Below are 14,488 nucleotides of genomic sequence, written 5' to 3' on the forward strand. Positions count from 1 at the left end.
TATGCCGACCCAGACGGTGCCGGTCTCGGGGACGGAGGACAATCATCGTCATGGCGGCCAACCCCCGTGCCGGTCAGCCGGCGCAGCCCGAAGACCTCATCGACATCGCCTCGGTGGTGACGGCGTACTACACCGTCAGCCCCGACCCGGACAACGTGGATCAGCAGGTGGTCTTCGGCACCTCGGGGCACCGCGGGTCCAGTCTGGATGCCGCCTTCAACGAAGCCCACATCGTGGCCACCACGCAGGCGATCGTCGAGTACCGCGCCGCGCAGGGCACCACGGGTCCGCTGTTCATCGGGCGCGACACCCACGCGTTGTCGGAGCCGGCGTGGGCGTCCGCGCTGGAGGTGCTGGCCGCCAACGACGTTGTGGCGATGATCGATTCGGCTGACCGCTACACCCCGACCCCCGCGGTCAGCCACGCGATTCTGACATTCAACCGGGGCCGCGAGGGTGACCTCGCAGACGGAATCGTGGTGACTCCGTCGCACAACCCACCCCGCGACGGCGGCTTCAAGTACAACCCGCCCAATGGCGGCCCCGCCGACACCGACGCGACGGGCGCCATCGCCAAGAGGGCCAACGAGATCCTGCGCGACGGACTCAAGGGCGTGAAGCGTATTCCGCTGGCGCGCGCCCTCGGAACCGCGGAGCGGCACGACTACCTGGATGCTTATGTCGCCGATCTGCCCAACGTGGTCGACCTCCATGCGATCCGCGCCGAGGGGATCCGGATCGGCGCCGATCCGCTGGGCGGAGCGAGCGTCGACTACTGGGCCGCGATCGCCGAACGCCACGATCTGAACCTGACAGTCGTGAACCCGCTCGTCGACGCGACGTGGCGCTTCATGACCCTCGACACCGACGGCAAGATCCGGATGGACTGCAGCTCGCCGAACGCGATGGCGTCACTGATAGCCAATCGGGAGTCGTACCAGATTGCCACCGGCAACGACGCCGACTCCGACAGGCACGGCATCGTCACCCCCGATGGCGGACTGCTCAACCCCAACCACTACCTCGCGGTCGCAATCGACTACCTGTTCGCACACCGGCCGGAATGGGCCTCCGATACCGCGGTGGGCAAAACGGCGGTGAGTTCGTCGATCATCGACCGCGTGGTGGCAGGCCTGGGCCGCACGCTGGTCGAGGTGCCGGTGGGCTTCAAGTGGTTCGTCGACGGGCTGATCGGCGGAACCATCGGCTTCGGCGGCGAGGAGAGCGCGGGCGCGTCGTTCCTGCGGCGCGACGGCTCGGTGTGGACCACCGACAAGGACGGCATCATCCTGGCGCTGCTGGCCTCGGAGATCCTCGCGGTGACGGGTTCGACCCCGTCGCAGCGCTACGCCGAGCTGGCCGAGAAGTACGGCGCCCCCACGTATGCGCGCATCGACGCTCCCGCCAACCGGGAGCAGAAGGCGCGGCTGGCCAAGCTGTCGCCCGAGCAGGTCACCGCAACCGAGCTCGCCGGCGAGCCCATCACGGCCAAGTTGACGACGGCGCCGGGCAACGGGGCGGCGCTGGGCGGCCTGAAGGTGACGACCGACAACGCATGGTTCGCCGCTCGACCGTCGGGCACCGAGGACGTCTACAAGATCTATGCCGAATCTTTCCGCGGCGCAGAGCATCTCGCCGAGGTCCAGGACGCTGCGCGCGAAGTGGTCAACAAGGTCATCGCTTGAGTTCGCGGACGGAGGGCGACTGTCCCGCTTCGGACGCGAGGAGCAAAGCGGCCGGTGCGGTGAAACGCCGGTTGCCCCGTGAAGTCTGGGTGCTGGTCGCCGCGAACGTCGTGGTTGCACTGGGTTACGGCGTTGTCGCGCCGGTACTTCCGCAGTACGCACGCCACTTCGGTGTGAGCATCAGCGCCGCGACGTTCATCATCACCGCCTTTGCCGTGATGCGGCTGGTCGGGGCACCGCCGGCCGGCTATCTGGTGCAAAAGCTGGGGGAGCGGCGTGTCTACATTAGCGGCCTGATCATCGTCGCGGTGTCGACCGCGGCATGCGCGTTTGCCGAAACCTATTGGCAACTGCTGCTTTTCCGAACCCTCGGTGGGGTCGGGTCGGCGATGTTCACGGTCTCGTCGCTGGGCTTGATGATTCGAATTTCGCCCGCGGACGCGCGCGGCCGCGTCGCGGGGCTGTTCTCGTCGGGATTCATGTTCGGCTCGGTGGGAGGGCCGATCCTCGGAAGTCTCACCGCCGGGCTCGGTCTGGCGGCACCGTTCCTGATCTACGGTGCCGCTCTGTTGGTCGCGGCCACGGTCGTGTTCGTGAGCCTGCGGAACTCGGCGGTGGTCGCGCAGTCGGACGACGACACCGGACCGCCGGTGCCGTTTCGAACCGTGTTCCGCCACCGGGCATACAAGGCGGCCCTCTTCTCGAATTTCGCGACGGGGTGGGCGTCGTTCGGTCTACGGATCGCACTGGTGCCGCTGTTCATCGTGGAGGTGCTGGGCCGAGGGCCGGGCGCAGCCGGTCTGGCGTTGACCGCGTTCGCGGTGGGAAACATCTCCGTCGTCATCCCCAGCGGTTATCTGTCAGACCGCTTCGGGCGGCGCAAATTGGTGATTCTCGGGCTGACGTTGGCGGCGGTGTCGACGGCACTGGTCGGGTTCACCACGTCACTGCCGGTGTTCCTGGTGGCGGCGTATGTCGCTGGGGCGGCGACCGGCATCTTCGTCTCCCCACAGCAGGCCGCGGTCGCCGACGTGGTGGGCAACAAATCACGGGGCGGCACGGCGGTCGCGACGTTCCAGATGATGGCCGACTTCGGGTCGATCGGCGGGTCGCTGCTGGTCGGGTTGATCGCGCAGTACACATCGTTCGGGTGGGCGTTCCTGGTCAGCGGCGTCATTCTGGGCATTGCGGCCGTGGGGTGGGTGTTCGCCCCTGAAACCCGGCCGAAGCCGTCGCACGAGCACACACCGTCGCGTCCGCTCGGCCCCGAGGCCGGCGGAGAAGTGCCGTGACCAGCGATTTTGAAGGCATCCCCCTCGTGGTGTAGCTTCGATGAGCACAACAAGGGGCTATGGCGCAGTTGGTAGCGCACCACACTGGCAGTGTGGGGGTCAGGGGTTCGAATCCCCTTAGCTCCACCCTTTTGAACAGGCAGTACACCGCAATCACGGCCTCTCGATTCAGTCGACCCACCGGTTTGACGACAGCATTGACGACAATCGTCGTTCGAACGTGGGCGCCACACTCGAACGCCCGAAACTGACGACACTGCGCGGGTCCAGAGCGGACTCATCGAGAGTGGGGCGAAAAGCAGGTACCAGCCGATGATGTCTTCCGGGGGTTCGCTTCCGAACTCGGACTCGACATGGCGGCGTGGGACGAGGCGTACAACTCACCGGCCACCCTCGACCGAATTCAAGAAGACATTGCAGACGGCACCGCTCTCGGTGTGCAGGGGACTCCCACCTTCTTCGTCAACGGTGAGGAAGTACAGCTCCGGTCGTACGCAGATCTCGGCACTGCGATCGAAAACGCGCTGTCGAACCCGTCGCCAGCACCGTCGGCCCCCGGCAGCAGCTGACTCTTAATCAGCGGATCCGATGTCAGAGCCCCTGACGTGATTCCACTACTGTTCGGCGGCGGCGATGTGAAGATGGCCCGACGGTGCTGCTCTGCGTCGGCGCCCGCGGTCATGCCGACGTTCCGACGACCGTCGCGGACCCGATTCTTGGGAAATAGTTTGGGAAGAAAACTCTGCGGAACCGCCTGAAATCGACGGGATGCGGTGCAACGAGCAGGACGCCTTACCCGTATTGACCTGCACATATGCGCCACGGCGAACAGGCGAAAACTCCAGATTCGTATCTCATAACCCAGCGAGTTCGTGCGGCCGCTCGGGCTTGCGCTGGTTGCATAACCCTTCTAGGGGCGCCGGACGATCAAGATTGGCTTGCCACGTTTTTTGGTCACCTTGCATAGGTTCGCTTCGTGGAGGGATCTGAAAACGGATGCGTGCGCTTCGTCGTTCGGGATCTCGAACTCGTCGTGTTCCCACGTTGACAAATAGCTGTACTTGCCGCCCAGTTCATTGAGTATGTTCACGATTTCGCTAGTGGCAGCGCTGCTGATCTTCAGTGCTCCCACGGTCAGATCGGCGCTGCCAGTGGTACGAGCGATCCGTGCGATTTCAGCGACGGGCAGAGCGTAATTCGTCTTGATCGCGAAACGTGCGGCGGCCGAGAGTTCTTCAGCGTTATCGGACGCAACGAAGTCGTTCAGCCCTGCTAGTACGGTACTTCCGAGCTTTGAACTTGCAGCCGAGTCCGCCATTAAGTTGGCGACCATTCCTTCTATCATGTTGGGCTGCAGGAAGTTCTGAATGTTTGTCGACACGGCAATTGCGGCGCCGACTGCAGGCCATCCTCCCTGGTTGAGGTGAGCGAATGTCGGAGCGTCGTCGGGCACGATTCTGTGTTCGATGAGAAGCGCAAAAAGTTCGGTCGCCTCGGGGGCTATCTGGCCGGGCGGTAGAGGTTCCTGGATATCGAGACTGCGAACCAGGTTGACGCGATGGATTGGCGACGTGATGCTTTCGTGCGCGTTGAGCAGAGCGATTGCGACGGCAGTCTTCTTGACCGTTGGGTCTTCATTCTCGTTGTCCGACTCGGTGTCTTCATCGGTGTGGATCTGTCCGGAGGTGACCAAGAGGCGCGCGAGAGACTCGTCCACGCGGCCAATTTCGCTGACATAGGCCTCAACGTTGGAAAGTGATGGTTGAAAGAGGTGGCCGCTCGCCAAGTAGCTCCACGCGGTGGCTGGTGCTGCCCTCAAGTCCGGCAAGCAAATCTCGGGCGACGCGTTCGTGATCAGTCGCTCAACCGTCTCGACTTCATCGGCCGCGTGTTCAAGCGCTTCAATCAGGGTTGCAGAACTTCTAACCGCGTAGTCGGTATCGACGTCCGCTTCGACGGCATCGAGATAAGCACCTAGGTGGGTAAGGCAGTGTTGGTAGACGCCGGCCCGAGTGATGGCGCGATCAAGCGACACTTCCCCAGTCACGTCCAGCGCTGTCCGCAGGTTTGCAGCGGTCAGCTCGTACAGTTTGTCGTCGACGATTCGATTTCTCAGTTCGAGATCTATGACTTCGATGCTCGGTACGAGCAGGCCCGCGTGTTGGAGCATCGCGGCAATGTTGTCTATTTCTTCTGCACTGTGTGGAGCGGTGAAAGCCTCCATCTGGAAGTAGTTGGTGCGTAAGAAGTCGATAAACTCCGTTGTGATTTCGTAGTTGCGCGCGGGATCGGCAGCCAGCAGAGCGGCGTCGACTAGCGCAGTCCGGGCATCTGCTGGGACGCCTTCGTCAGTGCAGAGATACGTGAATACTTTCGGCCAACCGCGACGACTCAGGTGCTCCGCCAATCGTTGGCGTTCGCCGTCGCCCGTGAAGAACGCTGCGAAGAATTCCTGGGCGTGAACGCCGAAGTGTCTGGTGGCGTGGTTGATGACCTCGTCCGCGCGTTCGGGCTCTTCCACCAACAGATAATCGAGTAACTGCAGGTTGTAAGCACTGATGGTGTCTGTGAAGCTCGCGTCTGTCTCAGACAGCAAGCTTTGGAGTGCTCCAGGGCTAGTGAACTGGTAGTTAATCGCGATGTCGTTGGTCTGAACTGTTCGGACGATAAACGTAGCGACGTCGATCCCGGAGAAGTCGCCGTAAAATTGGGCGGCGTAGATTGTGAAATTCCGGTCTATGTAGCCGTGGCGGACTAGCTCCCTTGCTAGCTCTGACTTCAGGGAGCGGTCTATAAGGTGAGAGAAATTGGCTGGTTGAGCGGAATTTTCCTCCGTATCAACCTCGCTCGCGAGTGGTATTGCAAGCGTGTACTTGGTTTCTGTCGCCATGTCGTGGAAGTCAGCGCCACGTAGTTGGTCGACTTCCCGGTCGATCTGCTCGACGGCCTTGCGCGTCGCGTCGTCCGTCCGCTCCAGCCAACGACCTTGTAAGGCGTCGGGAAATAGGACCTCGAGGAGCTCCTGCGATAGGGAGAGCACCGTTGTTCCGGCTGACTGCCGCGACGTTCGCATCCCGATCGATACGGCGTGATTCTCTATGACTGCATCCCAAAAGGGGGGATTTGTCACCTGGTCCGAGTCGTACTCTTCGGACCCGACGGTGAAATAGACCTGATGGCTTGCGTAGTTGGCGCGTGACTTCTCCACTTCTGCTTGTGCTAAGAGGCGCCTACCGAGGCTAAGGGCAAGCGGAGCTATCGCTGGAGGATGAGCATTCTTGGCCAAGAGTTCGCGCTTCGTTCGCTGCCGGCTCTGAACGGATGTGCTGACGAGTTCGACGTGCAGGTCGTAGAGGCTGTCGAGGTCACTAGTCCGGCGGGGGATCTTCTCGAAGTCTTCGAGATGGAAGTTCTTGTACGCAATGAGTGCGAACAGTTTGCTCGCGGAGAGGGCGGGCGCAACCTTGTCCGATTCGAGAAGCCGTTCCGCAAACACGAGATATTCGTTGTGGATATTGAGAAGTAGTCGCATGTCAGTGACGTGCCGCGCCACCAGTTGGATTAGAGCGAGGTCAACACCGGCGATGCCGGACGTATCGAGTAGTTCTTGAAGATGCTCACGGGCTGTGCGATGAGAAATGAACGGCACCACAGGGATGACGACATCAAAGAACTTCGTCCGGTTCGCGCGAACCGTCTCGATCCGCGCAGCGTCGCCGCTCTGCTTGTCGGTCTTTTCGCCGATTCGCTCAAAGAGGCTGTCGCGGACCGCATAGATGAATCTCAACGGTTCGGCACGCGCGGTCTTCTGGCGCCGTCGCGGTGTGTTGTTTAGGAGCGTGTTGAGTTCTCGGAGTGCCTGAAATATCTGAGGGTCGTCGAAGCGGTCCAAATCCTCGAAGAGAACAAAATCAATCGGTTCCTGATCGAAAAAGAAGACGATCTCGTCGAGATACTCGTCGAAGTACGTATTTGTAGGCGCGGAGAGCTTCAGCGTTGCACCCGCGGCGGACACATCTGACACTACGAATCGGTTGTGGGTGATGATTCGAAGGGCGGCGCAAGCAGCAACGAGAAAAACGAATATTGCAAGCCACACGGCAATACGCGCAAACGGTGATTGCTCAGCGATTGTCGCGACTTTGGTAGGAAGCAGTCCGAGCAGACTGAGAAGCGAACCGATCACGATGACAAAGAGCGTTGATTCTGCGATTGCTCGCTTATTGGACAGCGGGCCCCGTCGACGGAAGCGAGAGTGGCGCAGGGTCTGCGGCCCAGCGCTATAGACGAGTTGCTTCAGAATCTCCTTCTGGATCCGGTTGGTCAACGTCGTTCCGTCTGTGCCGGGAGCTAGCGTAGATATCGCAAGCCGCAGAGTCGACGACTTGCGAAGCTCCTCGAACCGGTCGAGCACGCTTGACTTACCCGTGCCGTATCGGCCGCTTAGAGCAATATTGCGGTTGTGGGTATCACCGACCGCAGCTTCCAATCGCGTTACATAGCTCGCGTGTTGGTCCTCGTCGTAGTGGGAAGCGAGTGACTTGAGCTTCGCTGAAGATGCAGGCGCGTTGCGGACGACTTGAGCCGCGTCGTTTTCAGCGCTATCAGAAACGGCATCTTTGCTTGGGCGCTCTCTCAAGGTATGACTCCCACTACGTTTCCTTCCAGCCACGGAGCTAGCGTGAGCTGGTGCGTGGCATCGCCCGGCCAGAGCATTTGCGCATTTCATGCAGGCAATGCATGACCCGGTAATCGGCTTGCATTGCGAGATGCTAGTGGCAGGCTGTGACAAACCTGGTGCGACGCACGGCGTGAACCTCGCCCGCAAGGCGAATCACGGGGAGCGCATTGAGCCGATCTGTCTCCGCAGCACGGAGGACGAGGCGTGCACGGATCGCCGTCGTGGCCATAAGTTGCCAGAGCAGGCGCCGACCAAGGCTGCAGGGAGGTGCTTAACGTCGCGCACTACTTTAGGCGCGCATCGGCCACTGGCTGAATCTCGTGCGGATGCGCCCAGCCTGGTGGCTACACCGTCCGACGGACGCGACAATCTCCGATGACCACAGATCTGACGACAACGCCGACGACAGTCGCCCGCCCAACCACGCCAGCTACACTGCATTCCGTCAGCGAAACTGCCTGTTCACGGGACATGCCCGGTCCTGGCAGTGTGGGGGTCAGGGGTTCGAATCCCCTTAGCTCCACCCATATAATTCGTGAAGTCACCGCATCTGCGGCGCAGTAGGAAGACCCAGACGGCAGAGAGCGCGGGTTCAGCGCTACAGCGGTGCCGCGGCTCGCTATCGCTCGGGGCCTGCGGCGACGATTTGAGCGGCGACGTTGACCAGTTTGGTGTTGCTGTCCTGAGACAGCTTGACCATCATCTCGAACGCTCGGACTGCATCGATGGTGAACCGTTCCATCAGCATGCCTTTGGCCTGTCCGATCGCGTCCCGGCTGGCCAACGCGGAGCGGAACTGCGCCTCGCGGTCATGTGCGACAAGCGCCAGTGCTGCATGGGTGGCCAGCATGACAGCCGCTGCTTGGCTGTCTGGTTCGAATGCGTTGGGGGAGTTGCTGAACAGGTTCAAAGAGGCGCGGCAGCTCGGGCGCCCTTGGTGGGTGTAGAGCTGGAGCGACATCACGCTGCGTGCACCGGCGGCTGCGGCGGCGGCCGAGTAGTCAGGCCAGCGCTTCTCGTCACTGAGATCGTGACTGAGCACCAGCGTCTCGCCCACGGCGGCGTCGATACACGGGCCGTAGCCAAGGCGGTGCTGCAATTGGCTCATGTCGCTGGCCAGCGCTGAGGTCGATCCAGCGGAGCGGTAGGCGCCGTCCTCGTCGATCAGAAGGACGTCAACGCTGTCCACACCGTCGATCGTTGTCAGTGCAGCGGTGGTGATCGATTCCAGGGTGGCGTCAACGCTGCGAGGATTGGCGAACTCGCGCACGACTTTTTCCATAGAAGCGCGCACTGCAGCGACAATATTCTGATCGTCGTCCACGCCGACCTCTCCGTTCACAGACCGGTTCCTGCCAAAGGCTTCTTGCCTGGTGGCGGTGCGGCGTACAGCGTCTCACGGTCGCGCATGGCTGAATCTATCGAGACCTCACCAGTCAATTCGTCTGAACTTCGCGGCCTGATGCGTCCAGCTTCTCGACCGGTCGAGCGACCGCCGTCCTGCTGCGATCGGTGCCCGTAGGCAACGTGGGTCAACCGTGACTCCTGTGGGTAGTAACAGCAGGGCGGAGCTCCCCGACTGCGAACTGATGTTGAGCCAGCAGCATCGATTGACTGTGCGCTGGTCGGGGAGTTCCGCGCCATCACAGATCCTAATGAACTTTTTGTTCAGTAGGCGTGGAATGTGACCGGCGATCATTTCCATAGCCCTCAGCGCACACCCAGCTCGCGTAGACCGACCTTGCGGGCGGGGGAACACCAGCACGACGTTCTCCTGCTGCTGTCAGCCCAGAAACCAGCCGCGACAACCGAACTCGCACGATGTCCGACTGGGTCGGCTTCATGTCGAGCGTCACCCGAACATGGACCCGGCCACGCTGTGAGTCGACCACAAAGCGGCCTGAAGGGCCCGGTCGATGAGGCACGGTGTCAGGTGGCGGTCTTGTTTCTGCGAGACATGAGCCCTGTCACCGCAGCGCCGGCCGCGGCGATCAATCCCAGCCCGGCACACGTCGATGCCCAGAGCCGTCGATCTTCGAGGTTCATGTCGCACAGTCGGGTGAAGTTGGCGTCGCTCACCACTTCGCCGAGTACCGGAACGTTCGCGGGGCTGGCGTCGTCGTTGGCGCGGGCGGCAGACAGATCGGGAGCAACGGCACTGCCGCAAGCGATGACGGTCCCGTTCGCGGCGGCCGACACGGGTGCGAACAACCCGACGACCCCGACCAGAAGAGCCACGACACCCAACCCTGCAATTACCAGTCGCAATTTCATGGGCATCGTCGTACCCGGCATGACACCGTTCATACGGGGCGTTGACACGCTGGAATGTAGGTCTGCGCGACGTATGAGCTTGTGATGTCGGGGTACTTCGCCGCATGGACACTCTCAAGGCATCTCGAACAGCCCCCTTGTCAGGGCGGCGAGCACTGGGGTTGGCGGCGGCGGCGTTGGTGGCGAGCGGATGTTCCACGGGCTATGAAGCACTCGGAACCCGGACCGCACACGTGATGGTCAACGGTGTGGAGATTTCTGATCAACTGCGCGTCACGTGTGAGCAGGTGCAGTGGGTCTGGTTCATCGACAGCATTCAGGAATCACCCGGCTTCACCGCCCAGGTTCGCACCGGCGCCGACGTAGATGCCCGGCTGGTTCGGATCGAGAACCTCGGTGGGTTCACCGGTAGCGCCTGGAACGCCACCGTGAGGGCTCCTTCCACGCCTCCCGCCGTCGAAGCCGACGCGAAAGTCGTGCGCGGGACGTTCGAAATCTCGGGAGCGGCGATGGGGTTCTATCAGGACGATCCCGCTGAGATCTCCACCGCCACCTTTGAGATCCGCACTGACTGCTGAGCAACACCGGGATTGGTCCGGGGGCCGTCACTGCTTCTGGAGCGGGCACGCTTCCACCGGCACGGGTAGTGTCACGTCGCCTGCCCGCTCGAAGTGAAACGTGACGTCGGTGCTCGTGGCAGGCGCCAGGTCGGGGGCCAAACGGTCCAACTCCACCGGCGGGCGGTTGGCGTCTCCGGCGTTCAGTTCCGCATTCGGCTCACCGAAGCTGACGGTGGACTCGGGTGGGATCGCGGCGTCGGCGGTGACGCGTGCCGGTGCGGCCGCATCTGTTGACAGGCCGAGCAGGCGTTCGTTCTCGGTCGGACTGTTGTTCGTGACGGTGAACCTCATCGCGCCGCCGGCGTCAACCTGCATCGCGCAATTTCCCGGCTCATAGGACGGCACGATGAAGGCGTTCTCCACCGACGTGTCGTCGGTGGCCGATCCCGACCCGCGATTGGACGAACGCGGGACCGACTCCTCACTGCATCCGACGAGCACCGTCATCAGGGTGGCGGTGAGCCCCGCCAGCGCAGAACGGCCCAACCTCGACGCCCTTGAGCGCATCATCTCTTCCTTCCCTTTGCGAAACACGGTCGCTGATATTGCGTGAGACGAGTTCCCCATCAGGGCGCGGTGATACCCGGGGGAGTCGGTAAGTCACACAGGCTGCGCGTTCCTACTGCGGTGAACTAAGAGCGCTCTGAGGGCAGTGTTCAGATCCTGTGAGCGTTTTAATCCGGCGGTGTCCAAACACTCAGTCTTGATTGCGATTTCGCAACGATCGCACCTGAGACCGTTTTCTGAAACGCGTCCGGGTAGGCGATGCGTAGACCACAGAAGAGCAGAACCGCATCCGTACCCAGGGGCCGCCATGACCACCGCCGAACGCATCGCCACGAGAGGCCGTACCGAACAACCTGCCGAATACGAAACCGCTCGACCGGACTGGTCGCACATCGAGAAGCAGCTCAAGGCGATGGCGGAATGCAGCGACCCCGAGGAGTGCCGACGACGCCGGCACATGATCGTCACAGAATGCCTGCCGCTCGCCGATCACATCGCCCACCGCTTCTTCGGTCGGGGCGAACCGTCTGAGGACCTGATACAGGTCGCCCGGATGGGTCTGGTCAAAAGCGTCGATCGGTACGTTCCCGGCAGAGGTCCGTTCACGGCCTTCGCAGTGCCCACGATCCGCGGTGAGGTGCGGCGATACTTCCGCGACAGCACCTGGACGATGCGGGTACCGCGCCGAGTGCAGGAAACGCAACTGAGAATGCGCCGCACGGTGGACGACTTGTCTCAGCGCCTCAGCCGGGCTCCGACAGATGTCGAGGTGGCGCGAGAACTCGGCGTCGATGATGATGAAGTCGCGCAATGTCATTCGGCGCACTCGGCCTATCGCCCCGTGTCGCTGGATGCGCGCCGAGGTGAGGGCGCAGACGGCGGTACGAGCATCGGAGAGTCCTGCGGAGCGAATGATCCGAGGTTCGACTCGGTGGAGGATCTGCTCGTGCTCGGCGAGGTCATCTCGGAGCTGGATCCACGACGGCGCGCCATTCTGAACATGCGCTTTTTCGACCGTTTGACGCAGCGAGAAATCGCTGCGCGCCTGAACATCTCGCAGGTGCAGGTTTCTCGGCTCCTCAGCGGGACGTTGACTCGCCTGCGCCAACGGATATGTACCGATGTGCCTGTTGTGTTGTGCGTCGTGGCACCCCTCGCCGGAGCCGGAATCTGGTGAGGTTCACCGACGAAAGTGATTGACCGACATGTGGTTTGATTCCTGGTCTGACATCCTCAGGGTGGTTTCGGTCGGGTCGGCGGCATACGTGGCCGTGATCGCCATCCTTCGCCTCACGGGCAAACGCACGTTGGCGAAACTCAACGCATTCGACTTGGTGGTGACCGTCGCAGTCGGATCCACCTTGGCCACGATCCTGCTCAACTCCGACGTGTCATTCGCAGAAGGTGTTGCGGCCCTCGCGCTACTGGCCGCCCTCCAACTGGTGGCCGCGACCATGTCATCGCGCCTCGGGGTCGGCCGCTCCGTCCTGACTGCGCGGCCAACTCTGCTCGTGGTGGAGGGACGCCTTCTCGACGACGCGATGAAAGCCCAGAGGGTGAGCCCTGACGAGATTCGGCAAGCGATCCGGTCCTCCGGGCACGGTGATGTCAGCCGAATCGCTGCGGTGACACTGGAATCTGACGGCTCGCTGAGCGTGATCGCCAATGACAAGATCGGAGATCGGTCGGCGCTGACCGGAGTGCAGAACACGGCAGCGGCGACTGATGCACAAGGAAAGTAAACGGGATCAAAGCCTTCGGTACCGGACCGCTGCGGGCTAAGCCGCGCCCCAGCGCCGTTCCAACGCGTCTCCGACATGGCCGGCGAGTTCGTCGAGCCGGTGGCGGTCGACGTCGACGAAATCCTGGCCGGCGACAGTCGTTCTCAATCGTTCCAGCTGATCGACGATGGCTTGCCGGTGTGCCGGAAGAACCACCGACCACGCCACTTCTCGCAACAACGAAAGCAACCGGCCCATCACCTCCGGGTCGTTCGCGCCGTATCGCTGTGGCTGGCCACAGACCAGATCCAGCAGGTCGGGCCAATCCGGTCGGGCGATCACCACCCGAAGTGCGTCGTCATCGTCGCGGAGATGTCGGTGCCCCAGGCGGTAGCGCGCGAGCTTGCAGAGGGTTGCGCTGCACGAATTGAGGCCGTGCACGGCCGTCGTCGGGTCGTTGATGCCGGGGCTCAGTGCACGGATCACCACATCTGTGATCTGGCGCAGTCCATAGCCGATGTCTTGGGTCGCAGTGCGCTCGATCCCGATACGCAAGGCGGCGGGCACGCGCTCGCGTAACCGTGACAGACGCGCCTCGGGCAGTGGAACGCCCGCCGCGTCGGCCGACCAGCACAGCGCCACCGGCACACCTGCCACGATGTCCGACCCGACCGCGCGATCGATCCAGACGACCGCGTCTGCGTCGACGGCCGCTGCCAGCAGCTTCTGCTCGTCGACCTCGACGAGGAAGCCCGACGACCGGGCGGTGATCACCGCCGCCTCTCCGGGCGGTGACGGGGTGAAGTGGTGGTCGGGGGTGTCGTCGAGCAGATCGAGCATGCGGTCGGCGGTGTCCTCGATGTCCGAGGACACGTGCCTGAGCATGGTCTCGATCCGAATCTGGCGGACCAGATGCCCGAGGAACAGGACCAGGGCCAGCACACTGGCCATGGCCAGTAGATAGGCCACTGTTACCGCGATCTGTGGGACGAACTCAGCCCCGGCGTCGTCGCTGCGGACGGTACGCAAGACCGTGAGGGCGTAGACGAACGTGCCGAGAAACACCGCCAGGGTTCGTTGCACGAATCGGTCCGCGGCGAACGTGCGCAGAAGTCGGGGCGTGTACTGACTGCTCGCCAGCTGCAGCGTCACGACGGTCAGAGAGAAGGTCAGCGATGTCACGGTGATCAGTGATGTCGCGATCGCGGCGAGGACTTCCCGCGCCGCGTCGGCTCCACCGCCGAACAAGTAGGCCGACAAAGGCCGGGGCATGTGTGCGTCGAGGGCGCTGTCGAGTTCGGGAATGGCCACACCGGCGACGATCGCGATTACGACCCCGAGCGCGGGAACCGGCCACAGGCGGCTGCGCCAGGCGTCGACGAAGACCGTGCGGCGCCGTCGAATGGCTTCTCGGATCCCGCCTCTGCCGCCGGCGCGATCCTTGCGGGGGCTCAGCACAGGCCGGGCGCGACGTTGTCCCACTCGTCCATCACGTCTCCTCGCATGCTCAGCCGACGGTCCACCCTGTACGGCTCGCAGAAGTACCCAGAGTCAGAACGTGCTATACGTATCTCTTTTGTTGTGCGCCCGCGATCTTCGTTGCTTTTCGGCGACCTGGCTCCTCACCACCGGCGCCCCGGGGAAGAATCGAAAGCGCTGTTGTCCAATTCAATACGAGCAGGAAGTGCGCAGGGACCGCGACTCCTAC

The 14,488-nt window shown here is 62.6% G+C and carries 10 protein-coding genes, 1 tRNA gene and 1 pseudogene; 7 read left to right on the forward strand and 5 right to left on the reverse strand.

Annotated elements, in window-relative coordinates; all coding sequences use genetic code 11:
• Positions 1–50: 50 nt before the first annotated feature.
• The 4 genes and pseudogenes from pgm to ACAG24_RS13755 all read left to right on the forward strand — a co-directional run.
• On the forward strand, positions 51–1,685 hold the full coding sequence (gene pgm / locus ACAG24_RS13740; RefSeq protein ID WP_370472785.1) for a phosphoglucomutase (alpha-D-glucose-1,6-bisphosphate-dependent): 1,635 nt from the start codon (positions 51–53) through the stop codon (positions 1,683–1,685).
• Complete coding sequence (locus ACAG24_RS13745) at positions 1,682–2,977, forward strand: MFS transporter (protein WP_370472786.1); 1,296 nt, start codon at positions 1,682–1,684, stop codon at positions 2,975–2,977. The genes pgm and ACAG24_RS13745 overlap by 4 nt, the downstream gene beginning before the upstream one ends.
• Positions 2,978–3,030: 53 nt before the next feature.
• Positions 3,031–3,103 (forward strand) — tRNA-Ala (locus ACAG24_RS13750).
• Positions 3,104–3,252: 149 nt separating this feature from the next.
• Positions 3,253–3,546, forward strand: a pseudogene (locus ACAG24_RS13755) (DsbA family protein); the annotation flags it as partial.
• 341 nt (positions 3,547–3,887) lie between these two features.
• Here the strand turns inward: ACAG24_RS13755 and ACAG24_RS13760 are convergent.
• From ACAG24_RS13760 to ACAG24_RS13770, 3 genes are all read right to left on the reverse strand, one after another.
• A complete protein-coding gene (locus ACAG24_RS13760) occupies positions 3,888–7,649 on the reverse strand; it encodes a YobI family P-loop NTPase (RefSeq protein WP_370472787.1) in 3,762 nt (1,253 codons plus the stop codon).
• A 628-nt stretch (positions 7,650–8,277) separates the two neighbouring features.
• The gene (locus ACAG24_RS13765; RefSeq protein WP_370472788.1) at positions 8,278–8,982 is read right to left on the reverse strand and encodes a GAF and ANTAR domain-containing protein; all 705 of its coding nucleotides are present in this window, start codon (positions 8,980–8,982) and stop codon (positions 8,278–8,280) included.
• Between the two features lie 605 nt (positions 8,983–9,587).
• A complete protein-coding gene (locus ACAG24_RS13770; protein ID WP_370472789.1) occupies positions 9,588–9,896 on the reverse strand; it encodes a hypothetical protein in 309 nt (102 codons plus the stop codon).
• Positions 9,897–10,036: 140 nt separating this feature from the next.
• On the opposite strand from ACAG24_RS13770, the gene ACAG24_RS13775 reads away from it, so the two are divergent.
• Positions 10,037–10,510, forward strand: a complete 474-nt coding sequence (locus tag ACAG24_RS13775) for a lipoprotein LpqH (RefSeq protein ID WP_370472790.1) — start codon at positions 10,037–10,039, stop codon at positions 10,508–10,510.
• A gap of 27 nt (positions 10,511–10,537) precedes the next feature.
• On the opposite strand, the gene ACAG24_RS13780 is transcribed toward ACAG24_RS13775, so the two are convergent.
• Positions 10,538–11,086, reverse strand: coding sequence for a copper chaperone PCu(A)C domain-containing protein (locus ACAG24_RS13780; RefSeq protein WP_370472791.1), 549 nt, complete (start codon positions 11,084–11,086; stop codon positions 10,538–10,540).
• Positions 11,087–11,366: 280 nt separating this feature from the next.
• Between ACAG24_RS13780 and ACAG24_RS13785 the strand changes: the two genes are divergently transcribed.
• Both ACAG24_RS13785 and ACAG24_RS13790 read left to right on the forward strand, forming a co-directional pair.
• On the forward strand, positions 11,367–12,236 hold the full coding sequence (locus tag ACAG24_RS13785; protein ID WP_370472792.1) for a SigB/SigF/SigG family RNA polymerase sigma factor: 870 nt from the start codon (positions 11,367–11,369) through the stop codon (positions 12,234–12,236).
• Between the two features lie 28 nt (positions 12,237–12,264).
• Positions 12,265–12,801, forward strand: a complete 537-nt coding sequence (locus ACAG24_RS13790) for a DUF421 domain-containing protein (RefSeq protein ID WP_370472793.1) — start codon at positions 12,265–12,267, stop codon at positions 12,799–12,801.
• A gap of 36 nt (positions 12,802–12,837) precedes the next feature.
• Here the strand turns inward: ACAG24_RS13790 and ACAG24_RS13795 are convergent, their stop codons facing one another.
• Positions 12,838–14,235 (reverse strand): DUF2254 domain-containing protein, encoded by a 1,398-nt coding sequence (locus ACAG24_RS13795; RefSeq protein ID WP_370473069.1) that lies wholly within the window; start codon positions 14,233–14,235, stop codon positions 12,838–12,840.
• Positions 14,236–14,488: the final 253 nt, after the last annotated feature.

Origin of the sequence: Mycobacterium bulgaricum (genome assembly GCF_041287165.2) — a bacterium.
GTDB classification, from domain to species: domain Bacteria; phylum Actinomycetota; class Actinomycetes; order Mycobacteriales; family Mycobacteriaceae; genus Mycobacterium; species Mycobacterium bulgaricum.

Excerpts from the sequence above, each read along its gene's own strand:
- pgm (WP_370472785.1), top strand. The coding sequence starts at position 51 with ATGGCGGCCAACCCCCGTGCCGGTCAGCCGGCGCAGCCCGAAGACCTC.
- ACAG24_RS13790 (WP_370472793.1), top strand. The coding sequence starts at position 12,265 with ATGTGGTTTGATTCCTGGTCTGACATCCTCAGGGTGGTTTCGGTCGGG.
- ACAG24_RS13785 (WP_370472792.1), top strand. The coding sequence starts at position 11,367 with ATGACCACCGCCGAACGCATCGCCACGAGAGGCCGTACCGAACAACCT.
- ACAG24_RS13775 (WP_370472790.1), top strand. The coding sequence starts at position 10,037 with ATGGACACTCTCAAGGCATCTCGAACAGCCCCCTTGTCAGGGCGGCGA.